Here is a 21470-nt window from a genome sequence, read left to right as displayed (position 1 = left end):
TCCTGTAGGAGCGGGCTTGACCCGCGAAGCAAGCACCGCGGTGGATGGCACCGGCTTCGCCGGTGTTCGCGGGGCAAGCCCGCTCCTACAGGGGCGGTTCAATGCCCATGACTGCGCCCCACATGTGAATGCTCGGTATCCGGCACCGATACCGCCCCATTCACCTCCAATTGCTGCAAAATCGCACACTCACTCCCCTGGGCATTGCAGCGCTGACGTAGCTCCACCAGCTGCGCCTGCAACGCCATCAAGCCATCGATCCTCGCCTGCACATGCTCGATATGCTCATCGATCAGCGCATTGACGCTGCCGCATGAGCCATCGGGGCTGTCGCGCAGGCGCAGCAGGCTGCGGATCTCGTCCAGGGTCATGTCCAGGGTGCGGCAGTTGCGGATGAAGGTCAGCCGCTCCACATGGGCCTGGGTGTATTGGCGATAGTTGCCCTCGGTGCGCGCCGGTTCAGGCAGCAGTTGTTCACGCTCGTAGTAGCGAATGGTTTCCACGGCGCAATCGGTGGCTTTTGCCAGTTCTCCGATCTTCATGGGCGAAATCTCCAGCAAGTGGCTTGACCCTATAGTGGCTACAGGGTGTTCACTTGGCAACAGGCTCAATTTAAGGATGACCCCATGAACCAGCCTGTCAGCCACCCCCACAAGCACGACCACCACGCCCACAGCTGCTGTGGCGCCGCCGCTGCGCCTGCCAAGGTGCAACTGAGCGAGAAGGCCAGCAGCCACGCCCAGCTCAGCCGGTTTCGCATCGACGCCATGGACTGCCCCACCGAACAAACCCTGATCCAGGACAAGCTGGGCAAGCTGGCAGGTATCGAGCAGCTGGAGTTCAACCTGATCAACCGCATCCTTGGCGTGCGCCATACCCTGGCCGGCACCGCCGAGATCGAGCGGGCCATCGACAGCCTGGGCATGAAGGCCGAGCCGCTGGCCGCCGAGGATGACGGGGCTGCCCGCGCAGTGCAGCCGCACAAGGCCCGCTGGTGGCCGCTGGCCTTGGCCGGTGTTGCCGCAATTGGCGCCGAAGTGGCGCACTTCAGCGGGCGGGCGCCCGAGTGGCTGGTGGCGGTGTTGGCCCTGGCGGCGATCCTCGGCTGTGGCCTGGGCACCTACAAGAAGGGCTGGATCGCCCTGAAAAACCGCAACCTCAACATCAACGCGCTGATGAGCATCGCCGTGACCGGCGCCGTGCTGATCGGCCAATGGCCGGAAGCAGCCATGGTGATGGTGCTGTTCACCCTGGCCGAACTGATCGAGGCCCGTTCGCTGGACCGCGCACGCAATGCCATTGGCGGGCTGATGCAGCTGGCACCGGACATGGCCACGGTGCAGCAGGCCGATGGCCAGTGGCGCGAAGTGGGCGTGCGTGAAGTGGCCATCGGTGCCCTGGTGCGGGTGCGCCCAGGCGAGCGCATCGGCCTGGACGGCGAGGTGGTCAGTGGGCAATCCAGCGTCGATCAGGCAGCGATCACCGGCGAAAGCCTGCCCGTGGAGAAAGCCACTGGCGACAAAGTGTTCGCCGGCACCATCAACCAGGCCGGTGCCTTGGAGTACCGCGTGAGCGCAGCGGCGGGGCAGTCGACCCTGGCGCGCATCATCAAGGCCGTGGAAGAGGCCCAGGGCGCACGGGCGCCGACCCAGCGTTTCGTCGACCAGTTCTCGCGCATCTACACCCCGGCCGTGTTTGCCCTGGCCCTGGTGGTGGCGATCATCCCGCCGCTGTTCATGGCAGGTGGCTGGTTCGACTGGGTATACCGCGCGCTGGTGCTGCTGGTGGTTGCCTGCCCCTGCGCCCTGGTGATTTCCACCCCGGTGACCATCGTCAGCGGCCTGGCTGCAGCGGCGCGCAAGGGTATCCTGATCAAGGGTGGCGTGTACCTGGAAGGTGGCCGCAAGCTGGACTTCCTGGCCTTGGACAAGACCGGCACCCTCACCCACGGCAAACCCGTGCAAACCGACGCGAAAGTGCTCGACCCGCTGTTCGAGCAGCGCGCCCAGGCCTTGGCGGCAAGCCTGGCCAACCGTTCCGACCACCCGGTGTCGGGCGCCATTGCCCAGTTCGCCAAGGCGAGCGGCCTGCCGCTCAGCGAAGTCAGCGATTTCGCTGCACTGGCTGGCCGTGGTGTGCGGGGCGATATCGACGGTGAAACCTACCACCTGGGCAATCACCGCCTGGTCGAAGAGCTGGGCCTGTGCTCGCCGGCGTTGGAAGCACAGCTCGATACCCTGGAGCGCCAGGGCAAGACCGTGGTGCTGCTGCTCGACCGCTCCGGCCCGCTGGCGCTGTTCGCCGTGGCCGACACGCTGAAGGACAGCAGCCGCCAGGCCATCGCCGAACTGCACGCGCTGGGTATCAAGACCGTCATGCTCACCGGCGACAACCCGCACACCGCACAGGCTATCGCCGCCCAGGTGGGCATCGACCGCGCCGAGGGCAACCTGCTGCCGGCCGACAAGCTGCGCAGCATCGAGCAGCTGTACGCCCAAGGGCATCGGGTGGGGATGGTGGGCGACGGCATCAACGATGCGCCGGCCCTGGCCCGCGCCGAGATCGGCTTTGCCATGGCCGCAGCCGGCACCGACACCGCCATCGAGACTGCCGACGTGGCCTTGATGGATGACGACTTGCGCAAAATCCCGGCGTTCGTCAGGCTGTCGCGCCAAAGTGCGGCCATCCTTGTGCAGAACATCGTTCTGGCGCTGGGTATCAAGGCCGTGTTCCTGGCGATCACCTTTGCCGGCATGGCCACCCTGTGGATGGCGGTGTTCGCCGACATGGGCGTTAGCCTGCTGGTGGTGTTCAATGGCCTGCGCCTGCTGCGCAAATGAGGTATTTCCATGCTCAGTGCCGAGCTCAAAGCCTTCTACATGGTGGCCCGCCTGGGCAGCATCACCCTGGCGGCGAAGAAGCTCGGGCTCAGCCAGCCCACCGTCACCACGCAGATTCGCAACCTGGAAAGCCAGTACGCAGTGGAGCTGTTCTACCGTGGCGGCCGGCGCCTGGTGCTGAGCGAGGAGGGCGTGCGCCTGTTGCCGATGGTCAAGGCGCTGCTGCAGCAAGAGGCCGACATCGAGTTCGAACTGCGCAACAGCGGCCAGGCCCAGGGCAGCCTGCGCATCGCTGCCACCGCGCCGTACTACATCCTCGACCTGGTGAAAATCTTCCGCGAACGCCTGCCTCAGGTGGAGGTGGCGGTGGAGATCGGCAACTCGCAGCAGGTGCTGGAAATGCTCGAAGATTACCGGGTGGACATCGCCGCGTCGTCGCAGTTGGTGGAGGATGCACGGCTGGTGCGGCGGGTGCTTGGCAGCGACCCACTGGTGGTGGCTGTGCACCGTAATCACCCCTTGGCCCACCGCCAGCAGGTGGCCATCGACGTGGTGGCGGGGCATTGCCTGCTGATGCGCGAGAAAGGGTCGACCACCCGCAAGCTCACCGAGCAGATGATGCAGGATGCCGGGGTGAAGGCCGGCGCATTGCTGGAGATCGGTAGCCGTGAGTCGATCCGCGAGGCGGTGCTGCGCAATATCGGCATCAGCGTGATTGCCCGCCACGAGGTGCCGCACAATCCCGAGCTGCGGGTGCTGGCGCTGGAGCAGGCGCCAGTGATGCATGAGTACCTGTATTGCCTGAAAGAGCGGCGCCAGGCCCGCTTGCCAGCGGCCTTCCTGGGTGTGGCCCAGGAAGTCATAGGGGTATGACACTTCCCTGGTAGGCGCGACCTACCGGGGAATGCGTGCACCCGGCGGGCCACTACAAAATCTGCCTATACCACTATCGCCGGCTTTTGCCCAAACGCCACAGAACCTTCGCACAGCCTTCCTAGCATGGCCTCACTTGTTCGATGAGGCCTTGCCATGAACCACGCCACCCCGGGCGCACAGATGAAAGTGCGCGGTATCCACAAGCGTTTCGGTGCCTTCACGGCGCTCAACGACGTGTCCCTGGACATCGCCGCCGGCGAGCTGGTCTGCCTGCTCGGCCCGTCCGGCTGCGGCAAGACCACCCTGCTGCGCTGCATCGCCGGCCTCGAACGCCAGGACCGCGGGGCGCTGTACATCGGCGAACGCGACATCTCCGAATTGCCGCCCCAGGCCCGTGACTACGGCATCCTGTTCCAATCCTACGCGCTGTTCCCCAACCTCACCGTCGAGGCCAACATCGCCTACGGCCTGACCGGCAGCAGCCGCGACGAAAGCCGCCAGCGCGTGGCCGACATGCTCGAACTGGTGGGCCTGGCCGGCAGCGAGAAGAAATACCCCGGCCAGCTCTCCGGCGGCCAGCAGCAACGGGTGGCCCTGGCCCGTGCGCTGGCCCCGGCGCCTTCGCTGCTGCTACTGGACGAACCGATGTCGGCACTCGACGCCCGCGTGCGCGAGCACCTGTGCACCGAGTTGCGCCAGCTGCAGCGCCAGCTTGGCATCACCACCTTGATGGTCACCCACAACCAGGACGAGGCCATGCTCATGGCCGACCGCATCGCGGTAATGAACAACGGCCAGGTCGAGCAGTACGCGACCCCGCAGGAAATCTACGACCAGCCGGCCACGCCATTCGTTGCCGAATTCGTCGGCCAGGGCAACTGGCTGCCGTTCCAGCGCAACGGCGACAGCCACGCCCAAGTGGGGGGCATGAACATGCGCCTGGCCGCCAATGCAGGCCCGGCCAACAGTGGCCGGCTGTTCTGCCGCCCGGAGGCGATCACCGTCAACCCGGTGGTGCATGAGGAAAACCTGTTCCCGGCCAAGGTCCGCGAAATCACCTTTCTCGGCAACCGCTGCCGCATGAGCTTCGAGCTCAAGGCCCTGCCGGGCCACGCACTGCTCGCTGAACTTGCGCCCGAAGCCATGCCGCGCCTGGGCTCGCAGGATATCTGGGTGGCCCTGCCGCCGCAGAGCCTGCAGGTGTTTGCCTGAGATGGCCGCGCCAATGTCCCTGCCACTGCCCCAAGCCAGGCACGCGCGACGCAGCGACGTCGCCTTGGGTGATCGCCTGTTCGTCGTCGGTGGCAAGAGCCTGTTGCTGGCCCTTCTGATGCTGGCGGTGGTGATGCCGCTGCTGGCGATTTTCTGGAAAGGCTTCAGTGGTGAAGCCGGCCAGGGGGGCGGTGTGCTGGCCGCCCGGGAACTGTTCGCCAGCGACAACTTCCGCTGGTTGCTGGGCAACAGCCTGGCGGTGGCCTTCAGCGTGGCGGCGATCGTGGTGCCGCTGGCCTACCTGTTTGCCTACGCCTTGCAACGCACCCTGATTCCGGCCAAAGGCCTGTGGCGGGGCATCTCGCTGCTACCGCTGCTGGCGCCGTCGATGCTGCCGGCCATCGCCCTGGTGTACCTGTTCGGCAACCAAGGCCTGCTGCGCAGCCTGATCCACGACAACATCTACGGCTTCTGGGGCATTGTGCTGGGTGAAGCCATCTACACCTTCCCCCATGCGCTGATGATCCTGCTGTCGGCCCTGTCGCTGGCCGATGCACGGCTGTTCGATGCCGCATCGAGCATGGGCGCAGGCCCTTGGCGCGCGTTCTGCAGCATCACCTGGCCGGCCACGCGCCAGGCGGTGTTCGCTGCGTTCTGCCTGGTGTTCACCCTGACCATCACCGACTTCGGCGTGCCCGTGGTGGTGGGCGGCGACTACCAGGTGCTGGCGCTGGAAGCCTACAAGGCGGTGGTCGGCCAGCAGCAGTTCGGCCGTGGCGCACTGATCGGCATGGTGTTGCTGGTGCCGGCATTGCTCAGCTTCGGCGTCGATGCCTGGCTGCGCCGGCGCCAGGGCGAGGCCATGAGTGGCCGTGCGCAAGTGTTCGAGCCCAAACCGTCGCGGGCCCGCGATGCCTGCTTCCTGGCCATCGTGCTGCTGGTGTGCGCGGCCTTGCTGGCGGTGATCGGCATGGCGGTGTACTCATCCTTGGTGACCTTCTGGCCCTACAACCTGACCCTGTCGTTCAAGCACTACCTGTTCGACGACACCGCCGGTGGCGGCTGGCTGGCCTACCGCAACAGCGTCACCATGGCCCTGTGTACCGCCTTGATCGGCAGCCTCGTGATTTTCACCGGTGCCTACCTGATGGAGAAAACCCAGGGTCAGCGCCTGCTTAACCAAGCCTTGCGCTTGCTCAGCTTCATCCCCATGGCGGTGCCAGGCTTGGTGCTGGGCCTGGGCTACGTGTTCTTCTTCAACCTGGGCGACAACCCGCTGCACGTGTTCTACGGCAGCATGGCGCTGCTGGTGCTGTGCACCATCGCCCACTACCTGACCACCGCGCAGATGACCGCCGCCACCGCCCTGCGCCAGCTCGACGGCGAGTTCGAGGCCGCCGCGCTGTCGCTCAAGGCGCCGCTGTACAAGCATTTCGTGCGGGTGACCGTGCCGATCTGCCTGCCGGCGCTACTGGACATCATCCGCTACCTGTTCGTGTCCGCGATGACCACCGTGTCGGCGGCGATCTTCCTCTACAGCCCCGACACCATCCTTGCCGCCGTCGCCGTGCTGAACATGGACGATGCCGGCAACGTCGGCGGCGCTGCCGCCATGTCGACCCTGATCCTGTTGACCAGCGCGGCGGCTTCCCTGCTGCTGGCTGGCGCTTCCCGCGGCCTGCTGCGCCGCTCCCAGGCCTGGCGCCAGCGCGCGCCCAGCCATTGACCGACTGCCCACACTGATAGGAACCGCATCATGTTCAAGCCCCTTGCACTTGCCGCTGCCGTATCCGCCGTCTTCAGCCTGCAGGCGTCGGCCGCCGCTACCCAGCTGACCGTCTACACCGCCCTGGAAGCCGAACAGCTCAAGAGCTACAAGCAGGCCTTCGAGAAGGCCAACCCGGACATCGAGATCAAGTGGGTGCGTGATTCCACCGGCATTATCACCGCCAAGCTGCTGGCCGAGAAAGACCGCCCGCAGGCCGACGCGGTGTGGGGCCTGGCCGCTTCCAGCCTGGCCATCCTCGACCAGAACGGCATGCTCGAAGCCTACGCGCCGAAAGACCTGGGCAAGATCTCCGCCAACTACCGTGACGCCGCCAGCCCGCCTGCCTGGGTGGGCATGGACGTGTGGGCCGCGACCATCTGCTTCAACACCGTCGAAGCCGAGAAGCAGGGTTTGAGCAAGCCCGTGAGCTGGCAGGACCTGACCAAGCCGGAGTACAAGGGCAAGATCGTCATGCCCAACCCGGCTTCTTCGGGCACCGGCTTCCTTGACGTGAGCGCCTGGTTGCAGACCTATGGCGAGCCGCAGGGCTGGGCCTACATGGATGCGCTGCACCAGAACATCGGCCAGTACGTTCACTCCGGTTCCAAACCGTGCAAGCTGGCGGCGGCGGGTGAGTTCCCGATCGGTATTTCCTTCGAGTACCCGGCGGTGCAGCTCAAGCGCCAGGGTGCGCCGCTGGATATCGTGCTGCCGAAGGAAGGCCTGGGCTGGGAGATCGAGGCCACTGCAGTGATAAAGGGCTCGCCCAAGGCCGATGCGGCCAAGCGCCTGGCTGACTTCTCGGCAAGCCCGGCGGCCATGGAGTTGTACAAGGATAACTTCGCCGTGCTGGCCGCACCGGGCATTGCCAAGCCACAGACCGAGCTGCCGGCGGACTATGAGCAGCGCCTGATCAAGAACGACTTTGCCTGGGCTTCGAAGAACCGCGACCAGATCCTGACGGAATGGCGCAAGCGCTATGACGGCAAGTCGGAGAAAGTTGCCCAGCAGTAGAATTGCATTGGGCAGGTTTGGCCCCTTCGCGGGGCAAGCCCGCTCCTACAACCGTGCGCCGTCGCTTGTAGGAGCGGGCTTGCCCCGCGAAGGGGCCGCCACGCTCTAAAGCCAGGACAAGATTCCGATGCCCACCCCAACGCAAATCATCGACACCACCTTCGCCCTGTATGAGCGCCACGGCAGTGACGACTACATCGGCGAAGCCATCACCCAGCTCGAACACATGTCCCAGGCTGCGCAGTTGGCCATGGCCGAGGGTTACGACGACGAAGTGGTGCTGGCGGCTTTCTTCCACGACATTGGCCACCTGTGCGGTGGTGACGCCAGCATGGGCGGTTATGGTGTGGCCAGCCACGAGCGCATCGGTGCCGAGTACCTGCGCCGTTGTGGCTTCGGCGAGCGCATGGCGCGGCTGGTGCAGTACCACGTGGAAGCCAAGCGCTACCTGACCTTGCGCCAGCCGGGGTACTACGACCGGCTGAGCGAGGCCAGCCGGCGGACCCTGGGGTACCAGGGCGGGGTGATGAGCGAGGCCGAAGCGGATGCATTCGAAGGGGATCCGCTGTTTGCGGTGAGCCTGCGGATGCGTGAGTGGGATGAGATGGCCAAGGAGGTAGGGGTGCCGTTGGTGGATTTGGGGGTGCTGAGGAAGAAGGCTTTGGGCCTGCTTTGAGGTTGCCTGTGCCGGCCCTTTCGCGGGGTAGGGGATCTGTAGGAGCGGGCTTGCCCCGCGAAAGGGCCGAACCTGCTGAATCAAATCTGCAACACCAACGCCTCAAGCTGTTCCTGCCGCTCGGCCTGATTCACCTTCGCCCCAGGGTTGAGCGTCGACCACTGCGGGTGCGCCCGGGCCTTGCCCAAGGCCTCGGGCAGCTTGCCCTCGCGCCACGCTTTTTCATCCACCGCCGCCAGCCGAATGCTGTCCTGCGCCGCATGCCCGCGCGCCTCCAGCGCCACCATCAACTGCTGCTGACGCAACGCCAGTAGCCGCAGCACCGTGTCATCCACGGTCAGCTCGCGCTGGCCTTTGAGCTTGCCCATCAAGCGCGCCCCATAGTTGCGCGCGGTTTGCAGCGCACCACCGGCAATCGCGCCTGCCAACGCGGCCGCGCCCAGCGTGAGCCCACCCACCAGCAAATCGACCCCGGCACCGGCGGCGGCACCCGCGGCCACGCCGCTCCCCAGCCGCACGCCGAGCAATTTCAGCGTTTCAGGGTTGAACAGGTCATCCCCCCAGCGCCCGTCCAGCAGCGGCAGGTCCCCGGCATTGGCATCCTCGCGGCGAAAACCGTACAGCTTGAGCAGCGCTTCCACACAGCGTTGCTCACGCTGGCGCACGTCCTGGCGCAAGGCCTCGATGGCCTTGGCTTCGGCGGCCGGCTCGGCTTCGACACTGCGCCGGCAGGCGGCGCAGTCCAGCAGCAGTTCGGCGATCAGCCGCTTGCCGCTGTGCCGGCGGGCCAGGCGTTGGGCCTGCTGGTCGTCGATCAGCCGCTGCAAGGCCGGGCGGGCGTCCTCCAGCAACAGGGCCAAGGTCTCGTACAGCCGGCGTTCGCCATCTTCCGGCGGCGCCACGCTGTCGAACCGCACCAGCGCGTGAAGCCCAAGCCGGGCAAGGGCTTCACGCCATTGCGGCTCGCGGTGCTGGCTGCTGGCGACGAAATTGAGCACCGGCAGCAGTGGTTTGCCGCAACTGGCCAGCACTTGCAGTTCGTCGCGGTACTTGGCCAGCACCGGTTCGCGGGCATCGATCACGTACAAGCCGGCGTTGCTGGCCAGCAGCTGGCGCAACACTTTGGCTTCCTGCTCGAAGCGCTGGCGCGCTTCGCTGCCCTGCAGAAAGCGTTCGAGCCGGGCGGGGCCGTCCAGCCGTTCGCCGGGGCGCTCCAGGCGTTCGAGGTAGTCGAGCAGGGCGATGGCATCTTCCAGGCCGGGGGTGTCATACAGCTCCAGCAGCGGCTCGCCGTCCACCGACAAGCGCGCACCTTCGACATGGCGGGTGGTGCTGGGGCGGTGGGACACCTCACCGAAGCCGACGTCCCGGGTGAGCGTGCGCAGCAGCGAGGTTTTGCCAACGTTGGTATGGCCGACCACGGCCAGTTTCAGTGGCTCAGTCATGGCCATGCTCCAGCCAGGTCAGGGGTGAGGTGCTGGCATGGGGCAGGCCGAGGCGGTCGAGGGCGTCGTGCCAGTCGCCCAGGCGATGGCTGTCCAGGGCCTCGCCCGGGGCCGCCTGCAGCAACCAGACACGGGTGGCCCCGGCATTGCGTGCAAGCTCGGCCAGCAACGCCAGGCTACCGCGGTCGGGCGAGCGCCGTGGGTCGCAGGCAATTGCCAGGCGTGCCGGGGGGAAGCGGCTGAGCTGTTCAAGCAGCCGGTTGCGTGACTCGCGGCTGTCGAGCACGCCGGCGTCTGTCACCGTTGCTGGCAGGGCTGGCGGCCATGGGCGTTGATCGTCCAGTTCCAGGCCTACCAGTAAGGCGCCGCTGCTGCCGCTTTCCAGCTGGCCTGCCTGGTACTGCGGCAGGGCGTCGGGGGCCGCATCCTGTACGCCGATGCGCTCGCTGCGGGGCATCAGCGCATCACGCAACGGGGCAAACCCGGGCAGGCTGAGGTCCAGCGCCAGGTGGGCGCGCCCCTGGCGCCAGCGCCACAGGCATAGCCCGGCCAGCAGCAGGCGAGGCAGCAGGCCGTATATCAGCACCACACCGAGCAGCCAACTGGCCCAGGCCTGGCGGGCAATGTCGAGGGCGGGAAGGGTGTCGCCGCTGGCGCGGATCATGGCCTCGTCCGGCACGGCGAAACCGAGCAGCGAAGGCAGCGCGCCAAGCGCCTGGGTCAGGTGGATGAACGGGTCGGCGGCCAGCAGGGTGGTTTCCCAGACGAACCCGTAGCGCCGGGTGGCGAGCAGCGTGAGCAGCATCGCCAGGGCCGCCAGCATCGCCAGCAGCCACAGGCCATGCACCAGCGCGCCGAGCAGCCAGCGGGTGAGGCGCTGGCGCTGCAGCAGCACCAGCAGCGCCGGGGCCAGGTGCGCGGCCTTGGCATCACGGGCGAAGCGTTCGCTGAGCCACAGCCACAGCCGGCCCAGGCTGGCGCCGTGTTCGCCGCTCAGGGTGAAGCCCACGGCCCAGCCCAGCAGCATCAGCAGGTTCAGCCCCAGCAGGCTGCCCAGGGCCCAGAACACATTGACCGGGCGCTGGCCGTCGCCGAGGGCCGCCAACCCAAGGCCGGCGCCGCTGAACACGGCGACCAGCATCAAGGCCAGCAGGGCCAGGCGGGCGCCTTGCTTCCAGTGGCGCAGGGCGCCGGTGATGCCATCGCGCTCGGCCAGGAACAGCGCGCGGGTTTCAATGCGTGTAGCCAGGTCGCCGCCCTGCTGGCGGGCGTGGCGGTTGGCCTCCTGGTCGTCCAGCAGGCCTGCATGTTCCTCGCGCAGGCGTACCGCTTCGGTGAGCCAGCGCTTGTCCAGGGGGGTGGGTGCAGTCACAAGGTCTTCCATTGCACGGTTCAGGGCCAAGCATAACCCACACGCCCGGTGCTATCCTCGCTGGCATGAATACATCACTTCCCCTCAGCCTGATCGCGGCTCACGCCGAGAACCGCGTAATCGGCATCGACAACACCATGCCCTGGCACCTGCCGGGGGACTTCAAGTATTTCAAGGCCACCACCCTGGGCAAGCCGATCATCATGGGGCGCAAGACCTGGGACTCGCTGGGCCGGCCATTGCCTGGGCGGTTGAACATCGTGGTCAGCCGGCAGGCCGGGCTGGAACTGGCCGGGGCCGAGGTGTTCACCTCGCTCGAAGCGGCGCTTGCCCGGGCCGAGCAATGGGCGCGGGAGCAGGGCGTTGGTGAGCTGATGCTGATTGGCGGGGCGCAGCTTTATGGGCAGGCGCTGGAAAAGGGGCTGGTGAGCCGGATGTACCTGACCCGGGTGGAGCTGGCGCCAGAGGGGGATGCGTGGTTCCCCGAGTTCGATGAGGGCCAGTGGCAGCGGGTGTCGAGTGAGGCGCAGGCTGAGGAAGGCAAGCCGGCTTATCACTTTGAGGTTTGGGATAGGGTTTGAGATCGAAGGGGCTGCTTTGCAGCCCATCGCGACCTTTGGTCGCTCCTACGACGGCTAAGCGGTTCATTCCCAGGTAGGAGCGACCAGAGGTCGCGATGGGCCGCAAAGCGGCCCCATTTCTATCAGGTATGGCTCAGCTCGGCATGCTCATCGCCGGCTAGCACATCCTTGTCAGTCTCTTTCAACAACTGGCTGGTCACCACACCGGCGGTCATCGAGCCATTCACGTTCAACGCCGTGCGACCCATGTCGATCAACGGCTCCACCGAAATCAGCAACGCCACCAGTTCGACCGGCAAGCCCATGGCCGGCAGCACGATCAGTGCAGCGAACGTCGCACCACCGCCCACCCCGGCAACCCCTGCCGAACTCAAGGTGACGATGGCCACCAGGGTCGCGATCCACAGTGGGTCGAAGGTGTCGATGCCCACCGCTGGCGCCACCATCACCGCCAGCATGGCTGGGTAGAGCCCGGCGCAGCCGTTCTGGCCGATGGTGGTGCCGAACGAGGCACTGAAGCTGGCAATCGACTGCGGCACGCCCAGGCGGCGGGTTTGCGCTTCGATGTTCAGCGGAATGCTGGCCGCGCTGGAGCGGCTGGTGAAGGCAAAGGTCAGCACCGGCCACACCTTGCGCAGGAAGCGCAGCGGGCTGACGCCCGTCGTGGCGAGGATGATGCCGTGAACCACGAACATCAACGCCAGGCCCAGGTACGACACCACCACGAAGCTGCCCAGCTTGAGGATGTCTTCCAGGTTCGAGCTGGCCACCACCTTGGTCATCAGCGCCAGCACGCCATACGGGGTGAGCTTCATCACCACGCGCACCAGGCGCATCACCCAGGCCTGCAGGGTGTCGATGGCCGACAGGGCGCGCTGGCCCTTCTCGGCATCGTCCTTCATCAATTGCAGGGCGGCCAGGCCAACGAACACGGCGAAGATCACCACGCTGATGATCGAGGTGGGCTTGGCCCGTGCCAGGTCACCTACTGGGTTGCTGGGGATGAACGACAGCAGCAACTGCGGGATATTGAGGTCGGCGACCTTGCCCGCGTAGTCGCTGTGGATAACCTGCATGCGCGCGTTTTCCTGGGCACCGGCCACCAGGCCCTCGGCGCTCAGGCCAAACAGGTTGGTGAGCACGATGCCGATCAGCGCCGCGATGGCGGTGGTCAGCAGCAGGGTGCCGATGCTCAGCACGCTGATGCGGCCCAGCGACGAGGCGTTGTGCAGGCGTGCCACGGCGCTGAGGATCGAGGCGAAGATCAGCGGCATCACGATCATCTGCAACAGGCCGACGTAGCCGTTGCCGACCAGGTCGAGCCAGCCGATGGTGGCCTTGAGCACCGGGTGGCCGGCGCCGTAGATCGTGTGCAGCGCCAGGCCGAACAGCACGCCCATGGCCAGGCCAAGCAACACCTTCTTGGCCAGGCTCCAGTCGGTGCGGCCAGTTTGTGCCAGGCCTAGCAACAGGGCCAGGAACGCCAGCAGGTTGAGGGACAGCGGCAGGTTCATTGAAGCTCCAGGAAAAAGCAGAAGAGGCATCGCCTCTGGTGAGCGATTGCGAACAGAAATGCTAACAGCCCGAAAAGAAACGAATTTATACCTAAAAGTAATTTGCTTAGTTTTAAATGGAATATGTGGCCACAGGAGGCCCGGTAGGAGCGAGCGCAGCTCGCGATGCGGCGGTAAATTTCACCGCGGTTGGATAAGCGCCGCGTTGCGGCGCATCGCGAGCTGCGCTCGCTCCTACCAGATTTAGGGAGGGCGGGCATAAAAAAACCGGCGCCATGGCGCCGGTTCTTTTTTACGCGGTCAGAGCCTTACAGCCCTTCAAGCATTGCCTTGTTACGCACAGCACCCTTGTCGGCACTGGTTGCCAGCAGGGCATAGGCCTTCAGCGCGGTGGTCACCTTGCGTGGGCGGACTTCGGCCGGCTTCCAGCCTTTCTTGTCCTGCTCCACGCGGCGCTCGGCCAGCTCTTCATCGCTGACCAGCAGGTTGATCGACCGGTTCGGGATGTCGATCAGTACCTTGTCGCCGTCGCGCACCAGGCCGATGGCGCCGCCAGCAGCGGCTTCCGGCGAGGCGTGGCCGATCGACAGGCCCGAGGTGCCACCTGAGAAGCGGCCGTCGGTGAGCAGGGCGCACGCCTTGCCCAGGCCCTTGGATTTCAGGTAGGAGGTCGGGTACAGCATTTCCTGCATGCCCGGGCCACCTTTCGGGCCTTCGTAACGGATGATCACGATGTCGCCGGCCTTCACTTCGTCGGCGAGGATGCCGCGCACGGCGCTGTCCTGGCTTTCGAAGATCTTCGCGGTGCCTTCGAACACATGGATCGACTCGTCGACGCCGGCGGTCTTCACCACGCAGCCGTCCAGGGCGATGTTGCCGTACAGCACGGCCAGGCCGCCCTCTTGCGAGTAGGCGTGTTCGAAGCTGCGGATGCAGCCGTTCTCACGGTCGTCGTCGAGGGTTTCCCAGCGGGTCGACTGGCTGAACGCGGTTTGCGTCGGGATGCCGGCCGGGCCTGCCTTGAAGAAGGTGTGCACGGCTTCGTCATCGGTCTGGGTAATGTCCCACTTGGCGATGGCTTCTTCCATGCTGCGGCTGTGCACGGTGGGCAGGTCGGTGTGCAGCAGGCCGCCGCGGGCCAGCGAGCCGAGAATGCTGAAGATGCCGCCGGCGCGGTGCACGTCTTCCATGTGGTACTTCTGGATGTTCGGCGCCACCTTGCACAGCTGCGGCACCTTGCGCGACAGGCGGTCGATGTCGCGCAGGTCGAACGCCACCTCGCCTTCCTGGGCCGCGGCCAGCAGGTGCAGGATGGTGTTGGTCGAACCGCCCATGGCGATGTCCAGCATCATGGCGTTTTCGAACGCCTTGAAGTTGGCGATGCTGCGCGGCAGAACGGACTCGTCGTTGTCCTGGTAGTAGCGCTTGCACAGCTCGACGATGGTGCGCCCGGCAGTGAGGAACAGCTGCTCGCGGTCGGCGTGGGTGGCCAGGGTCGAACCGTTGCCCGGCAGGGCCAGGCCCAGGGCTTCGGTCAGGCAGTTCATCGAGTTGGCGGTGAACATGCCGGAGCACGAACCACAGGTCGGGCAGGCGCTGCGCTCGTACTCGGCGACTTTCTCGTCGCTGGCGGTGGAGTCGGCGGCGATCACCATGGCGTCGACCAGGTCCAGGCCATGGCTGGCCAGCTTGGTCTTGCCAGCTTCCATCGGGCCGCCGGACACGAAGATCACCGGGATGTTCAGGCGCAGGGCGGCCATCAGCATGCCGGGGGTGATCTTGTCGCAGTTGGAAATGCACACGATGGCGTCGGCGCAGTGGGCGTTGACCATGTACTCCACGGCGTCGGCGATGATCTCGCGGCTTGGCAGCGAGTACAGCATGCCGTCGTGGCCCATGGCGATGCCGTCATCGACCGCGATGGTGTTGAATTCCTTGGCCACGCCACCGGCACGTTCGATCTCGCGGGCGACCAGCTGGCCCAGGTCCTTCAGGTGCACGTGGCCTGGGACGAACTGGGTGAACGAGTTGGCGATGGCGATGATCGGTTTCTTGAAGTCTTCGTCCTTCATCCCGGTGGCGCGCCACAGGGCACGGGCGCCGGCCATGTTGCGGCCTTGGGTGGACGTCTTGGAACGATAATCAGGCATGAAACACTCCTGGCGGCTTAATCAGGTCACAGAATGGGGAGTGAGCTTCTCTTGTCCTTTGCGCCGCAGGCCGGTTGCCACTGGCACGGATGGGGCCGAAGACGTCGCGGGATCGCCGCGTGCTTGGCCAGAGCTCATAAACCCGCCGGGGATGACTGGCGATGAATAGGCCGATTCTACACCGCTGGCGCGGCGAAGGAATGCGCATGTGGATGGCTGGCGGGGAGATTGCGGCAGGAAAGGGCCGCTGGGCGGCCCTTTTTGGCAGGGATCAGCTGTTTGGCAGCAAGCGGCAGGTGATGCTCTTGATGTAGCGCGTCTCGGCGATTGCCGGGTGCACCGGGTGGTCCGGGCCCTGGCCGCCGCGTTCGAGCAGCTGCAGGTTGCGGTCCAGGTGGCGGGCGCTGGTCAGCAGGATGTTGTGCAGGTCGTCCTCGGGCAGGTGCATCGAGCACGAGGCGCTGACCAGGATGCCGTCCTTGCTCAGCATGCGCATGGCCTGTTCGTTGAGGCGGCGGTAGGCCGCTTCGCCGTTTTTCAGGTCTTTCTTGCGCTTGATGAAGGCGGGTGGGTCGGCAATGATCACGTCGAAGCGCTCTTCGGCAGCCTTCAGTTCACGCAGGGCCTCGAACACATCGCCTTCGATGCAGGTGACGTTCTCGCTGATGCCGTTCAGCGCGGCGTTGCGCTCGACGCCGTCCAGGGCGAAGCCCGAGGCGTCCACGCAGAACACTTCGCTGGCACCGAACGCACCGGCCTGCACGCCCCAGCCACCGATGTAGCTGAACAGGTCGAGCACGCGCTTGCCCTTGACGTAGGGCGCCAGGCGGGCGCGGTTCATGCGGTGGTCGTAGAACCAGCCGGTCTTCTGGCCTTCGCGTACCGGTGCTTCGAACTTGACGCCGTTCTCTTCCAGGGCGACCCAGTCCGGCACTTCGCCGTAAACGGTTTCGACATAGCGCGCCAGGCCTTCGGCATCACGGGCGGCGGAATCGTTCTTGAACAGGATGCCGCTGGGCTTGAGCACCTGCACCAGGGCGGCGATCACCTCATCCTTGTGCGCTTCCATGGTGGCCGAGGCCAGCTGAACCACGAGGATGTCGAAGAAGCGGTCGACCACCAGGCCCGGGAGCAGGTCGGAATCGCCGTACACCAGGCGGTAGCAGGGCTTGTCGAACAGGCGCTCGCGCAGCGACAAGGCGACGTTCAGGCGGTGCACCAGCAGCGATTTGTCCAGCGCCAGCTTGATGTCGCGCGACAGCAGGCGGGCGCAGATCAGGTTGTTCGGGCTCAGTGCAACGATGCCCAGGGGCTTGCCATTGGCCGCCTCTAGAATGGCCTGTTGGCCGGCCTGGAAGCCTTGCAGCGGGGTCGCGCTAACGTCGACTTCGTTGCTGTAGACCCACAGGTGGCCGGCGCGCAGGCGGCGGTCGGCATTGGCTTTGAGGCGAAGGCTGAGCAGGGACATGACGTCGCTCCGGGAAAAAGAGCGGGATTATAACGTGTATGGCCGGGTATCGGAGCGAGGGCCGACAAATCGAGCGCCGACCGGGCCGGCACACATCCCGTAGGAGCGAGCACAGCTCGCGATGCATCTGAATAGAGGGTTAAAATCGCTGGTCCTTCACGAGTATGTACGCATGTCCCAAGAACTCAGCGCCGAACAGATCCAGCAAGCCTTGCAAGGCATCACCATTCCGCCGCAACCGCAGATCATGGTCGACCTGCAGTTCGAGCAGTACATGCCTGACCCGGACCTGGAAACCATCGCCAAGCTGATTTCCCAGGACCCAGGCCTGGCCGGGGCCTTGCTCAAGCTCGTCAATTCACCGCATTTCGGCCTGTCCAACAAGATCGGCTCGATCCAGCGCGCGGTGAACCTGTTGGGCAGCCGCTCGATCATCAACCTGATCAACGCCCAATCGATCAAGGGCGAGATGAGCGACGAAACCATTGTCACCCTCAACCGCTTCTGGGACACCGCCCAGGATGTGGCGATGACCTGCCTTACCCTGGCCAAGCGCACTGGCATCCAGGCTGCCGACGAGGCCTATACCCTGGGCCTGTTCCACGATTGTGGCGTGCCGCTGATGCTCAAGCGCTTCCCCAACTACATGGACGTGCTGGAAGATGCCTACGCCAAGGCCAGCGAAGCGTGCCGGGTGGTCGACACCGAGAACCGCGTGTTCAACACCAACCATTCGGTGGTCGGCTACTTCACCGCCAAGTCCTGGCGCCTGCCCGAGCACATCAGCGCGGCCATCGCCAACCACCACAATGCCCTGGCGATTTTCCGCGAGGAGTCGCCGCGCAACACCCAGAGCCAATTGAAGAACCTGCTGGCCGTGCTGAAGATGGCCGAGCACATCTGCGCCTCCTACCGCGTGCTGGGTAACCAGGGCGCCGACCACGAATGGGAGGCTGTCGGCCCGCTGGTGCTGGACTACATCGGCCTGAGCGAGTACGACTTCGAAACCCTCAAACAGAATATTCGCGAGCTGGGCGGGCACTGATACATGCCAGAACTACCTGAAGTGGAAACCACCCGGCGCGGGATTGCGCCGCACCTGGAAGGCCAGCGGGTCAGCCGCGTGGTGGTGCGTGACCGGCGCCTGCGCTGGCCGATTCCCGAAGACCTCGACGTGCGCCTGTCCGGGCAAACTATCGTCAGCGTCGAGCGCCGGGCCAAGTACCTGCTGATCAATGCCGAGGTCGGCACCTTAATTAGCCACCTGGGCATGTCGGGCAACCTGCGCCTGGTGGAACGGGGGTTGCCGGCGGCCAAGCATGAGCATGTGGATATCGAGCTGGAGTCGGGGCTGATGCTGCGCTACACCGACCCACGCCGCTTCGGCGCCATGCTCTGGAGCCTTGAGCCGCTGCAGCATGAGTTGCTGCTGCGCCTGGGGCCGGAGCCGCTGACCGACCTGTTCGATGGCGAGCGGCTGTTCCAGCTGTCGCGCGGGCGCTCGATGGCGGTCAAGCCGTTCATCATGGACAACGCGGTGGTGGTGGGGGTGGGCAACATCTACGCCACCGAGGCGCTGTTCGCCGCCGGGATCGACCCGCGGCGCGAGGCCGGCGGTATTTCCCGGGCGCGCTACCTGAGGCTGGCAGTCGAGATCAAGCGGGTGCTGGCGGCGGCGATCGAGCAGGGCGGCACCACCCTGCGCGACTTCATCGGTGGCGACGGGCAGCCGGGGTACTTCCAGCAGGAATTGTTCGTGTACGGGCGCGGCGGGCAGCCTTGCAAGCTGTGCGGCACGACGTTGCGCGAGGTGAAGCTGGGGCAGCGGGCGAGCGTGTTCTGCCCGCGCTGCCAGCGCTGAGGTGTGGGGCCGCTGTGCGGCCCATTCGCGGGGCAAGCCCGCTCCTACAGGTGTCGAGTGTTACCCGGGGATTGCATCGATCCTGTGGGAGCGGGCTTGCCCGCGAACAAGGGCGAAGCCCTTGCCAGGCGGTGCTCAGGCCTTGCCGGTAATCCGGCGGTACTTGGCCATCAGCTCGTCTTCGGTTTCCGGGTGCGCCTCATCCAGCGGGATGCAGTCGACCGGGCAGACCTGCTGGCACTGCGGCTCGTCGTAATGACCCACGCACTGGGTGCACAGGTTCGGGTCGATCACGTAGATCTCTTCGCCTTGGGAGATGGCCTCGTTCGGGCACTCGGGTTCGCAGACGTCGCAGTTGATGCAATCGTCGGTGATGATCAGGGACATGGGGACTCCGGCCGGGGCGCTTCGCCCGGGCATGTTCAACGCAATGGGCACAATTGTGCCGCATTCGCGCCCGCAGTGCACGCGGGCGCGATCATCCAGCGCTTTTACTTACTTCTTGAAGCGTTCGGTCAGCGCCTCGGCCACCGCTGGGTGAACGAACTTGCTGATATCTCCGCCCAACGCGGCGATTTCCCGCACCAACGTGGAAGAAATGAACGAGTAACGCTCAGAAGGCGTGAGGAACAGGCTCTCCACGTCGGGTGCAAGCTGGCGGTTCATGTTCGCCAGCTGGAACTCGTACTCGAAGTCCGACACCGCGCGCAGGCCGCGCAGGAACACGTTGGCGCCCTGTTCCTTGGCAAAGTGCGCCAGCAACGAGGAGAAGCCGAGGACTTCGACGTTGGGCAGGTGCTTGGTAACCTCCCGAGCCAGCTCCACCCGTTGTTCCAGCGGGAACAGGGGGTTTTTCTTCGGGCTGGCCGCCACCGCGATGATCACATGGTCGAACAGGCGCGAAGCGCGCTCGACCAGGTCGCCATGGCCTTTGGTAATGGGGTCGAAAGTACCCGGGTACAACACTCGGTTCATCGCGTCATCCTGGCTGGAGTGCGTTGGGGAGTCCGATGGTAGCGCAGCGGCGGCGCCCCGGCCAAGTCATGCGGCCAGCTGATGGCACTATAGACAGGCGGCCAGTTCGTTGTCATGCACTGCGTGCCAGGCGGCCGATCAGCGCCTCGGTCAGCCGGGCGCTGATGGCGTACACCGACAATTGCGGGTTGGCGCCGATACTGGTGGGGAACAGCGAGCCATCATGCACCGACAGGTTGGCCAGCTGGTGGTGCCGGCCCAAGCTGTCGCACACCGCCTGCTGCGGGCGTTCGCCCATGGCGCAGCCGCCCATCACATGGGCACTGCCCAGGCGGGTGCGAAACGGTTCCAGCTGTAGGGCATCGATCATTTGCTGCGCTTGGGCCAGGTTGCTGGCCGGGCGCGCATCAGCGTGCACGGGCGTGACCTGGGTGGCGCCGGCGGCGAACTGGATCTGCGCCATGCTGTGGTAGGCCCGGCGCAGGCCATCGCGCAGGTAGTCGGTGACCGGGTAATCCAGCACCGGCGAGCCATCGCCGCGCAACTCCACATTGCCGCCCTGGCTTTGCGGGTGAAAGCCGTCGCGCAGCAGCGCCAACATCACGTGGGTGTGGGGAAGCTCGGCCATGCGCCTGGCGTTTTCTGCGCCGTGGCTGCCGAGCAGGGTGCTGGCCAGGGCCGGGTGCAGGGGCGGTACTTCCAGTTTGTAGCCCACAGGCCCGTCGCTGCCGCCCTGCCACTGGAAGTGGTCGCTGTAGATCGATTGCGGGGCGCCGTAGTACGGGTCGATGCGTTCACTGAAGCGCGCCGCGCTGAAGTTCACCAAGTGCAGGAACGTGCGCTTGCCCAGGCGGCCGTGCGGGTCGGGGGCTTTGGAGCGCAGCAGCAGGGCCGGGCTGTTGATGCCGCCACCGGCAACGATGTAGTGGCGTGCCTGCACCGTGATGCGCCGGCCCGTGGGGTGGATGCCTTGGGCGTCGAGGGCCTGGCAGTGCAGCTGGCGCACGCGCTCGCCGTCATGTTCCAAGCGCTCGGCACGGGCCAGGTACAGCAGCTCGCCACCGTGGTCGAGGGTGGCGGGAATGCGCGTTACCAGCATCGATTGCTTGGCATTGACCGGGCAGCCCATGCCGCAATAGCCCAGGTTCCAGCAGCCTCGCACGTTGCGCGGGATCACCGCCCAGCGGTAGCCCAGCTGTTCGCAGCCGCGGCGCAGCACCTCGTTGTTGGCGTTTGGCGGCAGCGCCCAGGGGCTGATGCCCAGTTCCTGCTCCACCCGCTCGAACCAGGGGCGCAGGTCGGCTTCGCCCAGGCCCTGCACGGCGTGGGCCGAGGCCCAGTGTTCCAGGGTTGGCGGCGGCGTGCGGAAGCTCGACGTCCAGTTGACCAGCGTGGTGCCCCCTACGGCGCGGCCCTGAAGGATGGTGATGGCGCCGTCCTTGCTCATCCGGCCCAGGCCTTCCTGGTACAGGCTGGCGTAGGCCTCGTGCTCCAGCAGGTGGAAGTCGCTGCTGGTTTTCAGCGGCCCCTCCTCGATCAACAGCACCTTGAAACCGGCAGCACTGAGCATCTGCGCGCTGGTGGCACCGCCAGCGCCGCTGCCAATCACGGCGATGTCGGCCTGCAGGGCCAGGTCGTGTTCCAGGCGTGAGCCATCATGGGTGAGCCAGCCGCGTTCGAGGCCTTGGCGAAACGGGTCGGAAACAGGCATGGGCGAT

18 protein-coding genes are annotated in these 21470 nt (G+C 65.8%); 9 read left to right on the top strand and 9 right to left on the bottom strand.

Annotated elements, in window-relative coordinates:
• Positions 1–98: 98 nt before the first annotated feature.
• Positions 99–542 carry a cadmium resistance transcriptional regulator CadR gene (gene cadR / locus F3J44_RS04465; RefSeq protein ID WP_167064839.1) on the bottom strand — a complete coding sequence of 148 codons (444 nt, stop codon included), beginning with the start codon at positions 540–542 and terminating at the stop codon, positions 99–101.
• Positions 543–626: 84 nt separating this feature from the next.
• Between cadR and F3J44_RS04460 the strand changes: the two genes are divergently transcribed.
• From F3J44_RS04460 to F3J44_RS04435, 6 genes are all read left to right on the top strand, one after another.
• Entirely contained in the window at positions 627–2840 is a 2214-nt protein-coding gene (locus tag F3J44_RS04460) for a heavy metal translocating P-type ATPase (protein WP_167270824.1), read from the top strand.
• Positions 2841–2849: 9 nt separating this feature from the next.
• The gene (locus F3J44_RS04455) at positions 2850–3713 is read left to right on the top strand and encodes a LysR family transcriptional regulator (RefSeq protein WP_167064833.1); all 864 of its coding nucleotides are present in this window, start codon (positions 2850–2852) and stop codon (positions 3711–3713) included.
• Between the two features lie 156 nt (positions 3714–3869).
• Positions 3870–4928, top strand: coding sequence for a putative 2-aminoethylphosphonate ABC transporter ATP-binding protein (locus F3J44_RS04450; RefSeq protein WP_167064830.1), 1059 nt, complete (start codon positions 3870–3872; stop codon positions 4926–4928).
• A gap of 13 nt (positions 4929–4941) precedes the next feature.
• A complete protein-coding gene (locus F3J44_RS04445) occupies positions 4942–6654 on the top strand; it encodes a putative 2-aminoethylphosphonate ABC transporter permease subunit (RefSeq protein ID WP_205299671.1) in 1713 nt (570 codons plus the stop codon).
• Between the two features lie 30 nt (positions 6655–6684).
• On the top strand, positions 6685–7710 hold the full coding sequence (locus F3J44_RS04440; protein WP_167270820.1) for a putative 2-aminoethylphosphonate ABC transporter substrate-binding protein: 1026 nt from the start codon (positions 6685–6687) through the stop codon (positions 7708–7710).
• A 127-nt stretch (positions 7711–7837) separates the two neighbouring features.
• Positions 7838–8386, top strand: coding sequence for a phosphonate degradation HD-domain oxygenase (locus F3J44_RS04435; protein WP_167270818.1), 549 nt, complete (start codon positions 7838–7840; stop codon positions 8384–8386).
• A gap of 80 nt (positions 8387–8466) precedes the next feature.
• Here the strand turns inward: F3J44_RS04435 and F3J44_RS04430 are convergent, their stop codons facing one another.
• On the bottom strand, positions 8467–9831 hold the full coding sequence (locus tag F3J44_RS04430; protein ID WP_167064817.1) for a GTPase/DUF3482 domain-containing protein: 1365 nt from the start codon (positions 9829–9831) through the stop codon (positions 8467–8469).
• Positions 9824–11203, bottom strand: a complete 1380-nt coding sequence (locus F3J44_RS04425) for a DUF2868 domain-containing protein (RefSeq protein ID WP_205299670.1) — start codon at positions 11201–11203, stop codon at positions 9824–9826. Before F3J44_RS04425 ends, F3J44_RS04430 begins: the two co-directional genes overlap by 8 nt.
• Positions 11204–11268: 65 nt before the next feature.
• Between F3J44_RS04425 and F3J44_RS04420 the strand changes: the two genes are divergently transcribed.
• Positions 11269–11784 (top strand): dihydrofolate reductase, encoded by a 516-nt coding sequence (locus tag F3J44_RS04420; protein ID WP_167270814.1) that lies wholly within the window; start codon positions 11269–11271, stop codon positions 11782–11784.
• Positions 11785–11906: 122 nt separating this feature from the next.
• Here F3J44_RS04420 and F3J44_RS04415 read toward each other — a convergent pair whose 3' ends face one another.
• The 3 genes from F3J44_RS04415 to F3J44_RS04405 all read right to left on the bottom strand — a co-directional run bounded on the left by F3J44_RS04415 (position 11907) and on the right by F3J44_RS04405 (position 16916).
• A complete protein-coding gene (locus F3J44_RS04415; RefSeq protein ID WP_167270812.1) occupies positions 11907–13298 on the bottom strand; it encodes an L-cystine transporter in 1392 nt (463 codons plus the stop codon).
• A 308-nt stretch (positions 13299–13606) separates the two neighbouring features.
• The gene (gene ilvD / locus F3J44_RS04410; RefSeq protein ID WP_167064803.1) at positions 13607–15448 is read right to left on the bottom strand and encodes a dihydroxy-acid dehydratase; all 1842 of its coding nucleotides are present in this window, start codon (positions 15446–15448) and stop codon (positions 13607–13609) included.
• A 271-nt stretch (positions 15449–15719) separates the two neighbouring features.
• Complete coding sequence (locus tag F3J44_RS04405; protein ID WP_167270810.1) at positions 15720–16916, bottom strand: class I SAM-dependent rRNA methyltransferase; 1197 nt, start codon at positions 16914–16916, stop codon at positions 15720–15722.
• A 172-nt stretch (positions 16917–17088) separates the two neighbouring features.
• Between F3J44_RS04405 and F3J44_RS04400 the strand changes: the two genes are divergently transcribed.
• Positions 17089–17961 carry an HDOD domain-containing protein gene (locus F3J44_RS04400; RefSeq protein WP_167064798.1) on the top strand — a complete coding sequence of 291 codons (873 nt, stop codon included), beginning with the start codon at positions 17089–17091 and terminating at the stop codon, positions 17959–17961.
• Positions 17962–17964: 3 nt separating this feature from the next.
• Entirely contained in the window at positions 17965–18777 is an 813-nt protein-coding gene (gene mutM, locus F3J44_RS04395; protein ID WP_167270808.1) for a bifunctional DNA-formamidopyrimidine glycosylase/DNA-(apurinic or apyrimidinic site) lyase, read from the top strand.
• A gap of 135 nt (positions 18778–18912) precedes the next feature.
• Here the strand turns inward: mutM and F3J44_RS04390 are convergent, their stop codons facing one another.
• From F3J44_RS04390 to F3J44_RS04380, 3 genes are all read right to left on the bottom strand, one after another.
• The gene (locus tag F3J44_RS04390) at positions 18913–19164 is read right to left on the bottom strand and encodes a YfhL family 4Fe-4S dicluster ferredoxin (RefSeq protein WP_008095804.1); all 252 of its coding nucleotides are present in this window, start codon (positions 19162–19164) and stop codon (positions 18913–18915) included.
• A 108-nt stretch (positions 19165–19272) separates the two neighbouring features.
• Complete coding sequence (gene coaD / locus F3J44_RS04385; RefSeq protein ID WP_167064789.1) at positions 19273–19752, bottom strand: pantetheine-phosphate adenylyltransferase; 480 nt, start codon at positions 19750–19752, stop codon at positions 19273–19275.
• 112 nt (positions 19753–19864) lie between these two features.
• Complete coding sequence (locus F3J44_RS04380; protein ID WP_167270806.1) at positions 19865–21463, bottom strand: GMC family oxidoreductase; 1599 nt, start codon at positions 21461–21463, stop codon at positions 19865–19867.
• Positions 21464–21470: the final 7 nt, after the last annotated feature.

It is taken from the genome of Pantoea sp. Tr-811, from assembly GCF_011752535.1.
Lineage (GTDB): Bacteria > Pseudomonadota > Gammaproteobacteria > Pseudomonadales > Pseudomonadaceae > Aquipseudomonas.
Note: the sequence above shows the minus strand (reverse complement) of the source record. Positions and strands in the feature narration are given on the sequence as shown.

Excerpts from the sequence above, each read along its gene's own strand:
- F3J44_RS04400 (WP_167064798.1), top strand. The coding sequence starts at position 17,089 with ATGTCCCAAGAACTCAGCGCCGAACAGATCCAGCAAGCCTTGCAAGGC.
- F3J44_RS04430 (WP_167064817.1), bottom strand. The coding sequence starts at position 9,831 with ATGACTGAGCCACTGAAACTGGCCGTGGTCGGCCATACCAACGTTGGC.
- F3J44_RS04450 (WP_167064830.1), top strand. The coding sequence starts at position 3,870 with ATGAACCACGCCACCCCGGGCGCACAGATGAAAGTGCGCGGTATCCAC.
- F3J44_RS04455 (WP_167064833.1), top strand. The coding sequence starts at position 2,850 with ATGCTCAGTGCCGAGCTCAAAGCCTTCTACATGGTGGCCCGCCTGGGC.
- F3J44_RS04380 (WP_167270806.1), bottom strand. The coding sequence starts at position 21,463 with ATGCCTGTTTCCGACCCGTTTCGCCAAGGCCTCGAACGCGGCTGGCTC.
- F3J44_RS04435 (WP_167270818.1), top strand. The coding sequence starts at position 7,838 with ATGCCCACCCCAACGCAAATCATCGACACCACCTTCGCCCTGTATGAG.
- mutM (WP_167270808.1), top strand. The coding sequence starts at position 17,965 with ATGCCAGAACTACCTGAAGTGGAAACCACCCGGCGCGGGATTGCGCCG.
- coaD (WP_167064789.1), bottom strand. The coding sequence starts at position 19,752 with ATGAACCGAGTGTTGTACCCGGGTACTTTCGACCCCATTACCAAAGGC.
- F3J44_RS04440 (WP_167270820.1), top strand. The coding sequence starts at position 6,685 with ATGTTCAAGCCCCTTGCACTTGCCGCTGCCGTATCCGCCGTCTTCAGC.
- F3J44_RS04445 (WP_205299671.1), top strand. The coding sequence starts at position 4,942 with ATGTCCCTGCCACTGCCCCAAGCCAGGCACGCGCGACGCAGCGACGTC.
- F3J44_RS04390 (WP_008095804.1), bottom strand. The coding sequence starts at position 19,164 with ATGTCCCTGATCATCACCGACGATTGCATCAACTGCGACGTCTGCGAA.
- F3J44_RS04460 (WP_167270824.1), top strand. The coding sequence starts at position 627 with ATGAACCAGCCTGTCAGCCACCCCCACAAGCACGACCACCACGCCCAC.
- F3J44_RS04405 (WP_167270810.1), bottom strand. The coding sequence starts at position 16,916 with ATGTCCCTGCTCAGCCTTCGCCTCAAAGCCAATGCCGACCGCCGCCTG.
- F3J44_RS04420 (WP_167270814.1), top strand. The coding sequence starts at position 11,269 with ATGAATACATCACTTCCCCTCAGCCTGATCGCGGCTCACGCCGAGAAC.
- ilvD (WP_167064803.1), bottom strand. The coding sequence starts at position 15,448 with ATGCCTGATTATCGTTCCAAGACGTCCACCCAAGGCCGCAACATGGCC.
- cadR (WP_167064839.1), bottom strand. The coding sequence starts at position 542 with ATGAAGATCGGAGAACTGGCAAAAGCCACCGATTGCGCCGTGGAAACC.
- F3J44_RS04415 (WP_167270812.1), bottom strand. The coding sequence starts at position 13,298 with ATGAACCTGCCGCTGTCCCTCAACCTGCTGGCGTTCCTGGCCCTGTTG.